General features: G+C 50.6%; 3 protein-coding genes and 1 pseudogene. 3 read left to right on the top strand and 1 reads right to left on the bottom strand.

Going from position 1 to position 3,269, the window contains the following annotated elements; translation table 11 throughout:
• Positions 1-112: 112 nt before the first annotated feature.
• Positions 113-384 (top strand): annotated as a pseudogene (locus tag MHZ97_RS22205) (IS3 family transposase); the annotation flags it as partial.
• A 183-nt stretch (positions 385-567) separates the two neighbouring features.
• Here MHZ97_RS22205 and MHZ97_RS22200 read toward each other — a convergent pair.
• Positions 568-2,598, bottom strand: a complete 2,031-nt coding sequence (locus MHZ97_RS22200; RefSeq protein ID WP_048785050.1) for an alpha-amylase — start codon at positions 2,596-2,598, stop codon at positions 568-570.
• A 237-nt stretch (positions 2,599-2,835) separates the two neighbouring features.
• Between MHZ97_RS22200 and MHZ97_RS22195 the strand changes: the two genes are divergently transcribed.
• Both MHZ97_RS22195 and MHZ97_RS22190 read left to right on the top strand, forming a co-directional pair.
• On the top strand, positions 2,836-3,078 hold the full coding sequence (locus MHZ97_RS22195) for a transposase (protein WP_082170591.1): 243 nt from the start codon (positions 2,836-2,838) through the stop codon (positions 3,076-3,078).
• Between the two features lie 28 nt (positions 3,079-3,106).
• Positions 3,107-3,269 (top strand): IS1 family transposase (locus tag MHZ97_RS22190; RefSeq protein WP_001396981.1); only part of this gene is annotated, 163 nt, incomplete at its 3' end.

Below are 3,269 nucleotides of genomic sequence, written 5' to 3'. Positions count from 1 at the left end.
CGTCGGGTATTACAGCTCGCTAAGGCCGCATGGGTATAACGGTGGGTTACCCCCAAACGAATCGGAAAACCGATACTGGAAAAACTCTAACTCGGTGGCCAGTTTTTGTTGACCACTTCAGCTGGATCGTATCAATGTATCGGGTCTTATAAGATCCATGCCGTGCAAAGGTTGCTCGTCAGATAATGCGGCGTGTAAAGGCTTCTTCGGGCGGGTACACAAATGAAATGTACTACCGAAGGAACTGTTCGAGCACAGCGCTGGAATATTTTATGTGCCGCCTGGACAAGTGCATACGCTGGTATAACGAGAGTCGAATCAAAATAATCATTAGGTGCAATGAGTTCGGTGAAGTACCGGCAGCATCTGGGGATCACAACATAACAGTCCAGGAAAACATCCGCATCTCCCAGGCGGACATTACTAGTTGAATATCAATGGTATACATGACTACTCAAAATCATTATTATGTTAAATAGCATATCCGCATATGCCCCGGACCGCACCTCGCCCGTAGCTACCGTCTTGAACGTCAAGCGGTAGCTACGTAGCTTCATCACACTATTTCTATTGCTGCCCTGCCCAAATCACTATCACTTTATCGTCGCCCTTTTCACGTACGAAACCGTAACCACCAGGAAGAGATAAGGTTGTTTGTCTTCCCATCCCGATAGCAGGATGGCGTGCACGAAACCGGCCGATTCTCTGCCAATGAGTAACGTTACTCGCAGCTTTCCCGCTGATATCCTGCCAGTTCATATCCGAACGCGTACCCTGTATTGGATCGGATCCGGTGGGACCGAATTGCCGCGACGATTCATCACCATAGAAAATTTGTACGGTACCCGGCGCAAGCAGCAATAGTTCTGCCGCTGTGCTGCCGCCTTCGCGGAACAGGCGGGTATCATGGGATGAGAGATAGCTCATCACATTAAAGCGTTGTAGCTTATCAGCCATCTGTTGCCAGGTGAGGTCGATATTCGCCATACAGTTGGCAGCTTTCGCCACCTCATCCTGATAATCGAAGTTGATCATCGCATCAAAACCGTGGCGGTAATACTCGCTCTCCATCACCCCATGGCCCCAGGATTCGCCAGTCATCCAGAATGGTGCATTATCGAGTGTTTTATCAGGATGGGCCTTTTTCCACTCTGCCAGCGCTGCGCTGGCTTGCGTTTTCAATTGCTGCCAGGCGTCCTGTTCAACATGTTTGGCGGTATCCACACGGAAGCCGTCGATACCGTAATCACGTACCCATTGACTCAGCCAGTGGGTCAGGTAGTCACGTGGTGTATAGCCAGGGATCTCTTTTGCTGCCGTGTCCGGTTTGAGGTGATAGAAGTTAGGCAGGCCTGAGGCTACCTTCGATTCGGTTTTCAGGTCTGGCAGGAAAGCCAGCGACATCGTCAGATCGTCATAACCGGGACTGTCATAGTCGCCAATATCGGTTCGGATCCACTTTTTACCCCACCATTTCTCCCAGCCTGCTTTATCGCTGAAGTTGATATAGTCGTTGAAACTGTGCCAGGTCTGGCCCTTACCTGGTATCCAGTCAGTCCAGAGCTCACCGAGTGTCTTTTTCAGTTCATCGCCTTTCAGATACAGGGCTCCAAACTGAAATTCCTGCATATCAGCAAGGGTGGCATATCCGGTATGATTCATCACCACATCGAACAAAATGCGGATCCCGCGTTTATGGGCCTCGTCTACCAGATGACGCAGATCGTCTTCGGTACCCATGTTAGCATCCAGCTTCGTCCAGTCCTGTGTGTAGTAGCCGTGATAGGCGTAGTGCGGGAAGTCTCCTTTGGTACCACCACCGATCCAGCCGTGAATTTGTTCCAGCGGCGAACTTAACCATAAGGCATTAACACCAAGCTGTTGCAGATAATCCAGTTTGCTGCTTAACCCCTGCAAGTCACCCCCGTGGAAGGTGGCTATTTCCTGCATACCATCCTTGTGACGGCCATAGCTATTATCATTGGCCGGGTTACCGTTAGCGAAGCGATCAGTCAGTACAAAATAGACGGTGGCATTGTGCCAGTTGAAGGGAGCGTCAGCGTCTGTGCTGGCCCGTTCGAGCAGCAATAAACCGTTGCTGCCGGGAGCAGGCTGCAGCGTGACTTTGCCGCCACTGACAGTAACGATGTTGCCGCTGTAAAAGTCACGCACCTTGCTACCTTCGGCGAAAGTTTTACTGACATCAATAGTCAGAGGTTTACCATCCCACTTAGGACACTGGCGTACAGATACCGCAGCAGAGCTGCTTGCTTTTTCTTCCAGCGAAATCATCATCGTCGGAGTGCCGGAACGGGTATCGATCACCAGGTTATACAGGCCATCCCGGTAAATGCGCCACTGTGGTGGCGGGCTGTGGCAGGGTTCCATCGAAAGCATCTGGTTGAGCCTGATTGGCCCTGTAGGTTGCCAGCATTGCTGATCAACATTAAGTTGCAGTGGACGGGTACCCTTTTCAATTACTTTTTGGCTGATAAAGCGACCAGGGCCTTCTTCGGTAAAGGCAGGGAAATCAGCGGTGGTCCAGGCGGCAAAGACCATCCCGGGGACCAACAACGACGCAAACACAGCGAGTTTCATTACGGGATCCTTCCTGTGTGGTTTTTTTAAGTGTGCCTCTCCGCTGGTCCTATGAACTCCTCCCGGGTGCAGTTTTCCTGGGAGGATGAAAAGGGGTGAGTAATAGTGATCAAAAACAAGCAAGCAGGATTACGCTCTGGGAAATATATACGTAAGCGTCATCTCAGTACCGTCTGTTGAAATTTCCGGTGATTGACGATGATAGAGTCCTCTTATAAACGTTAATGGACTCTATCAATGTCAGATTCTCTTCGTCCCCGCAGGGTTCGTGCGTCTTACTCCATGGACTTTAAACTGGAACTTGTCGAAAAATCTTATCAGCCTGGAGCCTGCATGGCCCAACTGGCCAGAGAGCACGGGATTAATGACAATCTGTTGTTTACATGGCGCCAGCGCTACAGCCACCTTTTGCCCGATGAAATACAACGTTCAGTCAGTAAACCTGATGCTGTCGGTGATGCTGCCAACTTACTGATTTAGTGTATGATGGTGTTTTTGAGGTGCTCCAGTGGCTTCTGTTTCTATCAGCTGTCCCTCCTGTTCAGCTACAGACGGGGTGGTGCGTAACGGCAAAAGCACCGCCGGACATCAGCGCTATCTCTGCTCTCACTGCCGTAAAACATGGCAACTGCAGTTCACATACACCGCCTCTCAACCCGGTACGCACCAGA

The sequence above is a fragment of the Pantoea sp. ACRSC genome (assembly GCF_022346785.1).
In the GTDB taxonomy this organism is placed as follows: Bacteria; Pseudomonadota; Gammaproteobacteria; order Enterobacterales; family Enterobacteriaceae; genus Pantoea; species Pantoea alvi.
Note: the sequence above shows the minus strand (reverse complement) of the source record. Positions and strands in the feature narration are given on the sequence as shown.

Coding starts and splice junctions, on each gene's coding strand:
- MHZ97_RS22200 (WP_048785050.1), bottom strand. CDS start 2,598: ATGAAACTCGCTGTGTTTGCGTCGTTGTTGGTCCCCGGGATGGTCTTT.
- MHZ97_RS22195 (WP_082170591.1), top strand. CDS start 2,836: ATGTCAGATTCTCTTCGTCCCCGCAGGGTTCGTGCGTCTTACTCCATG.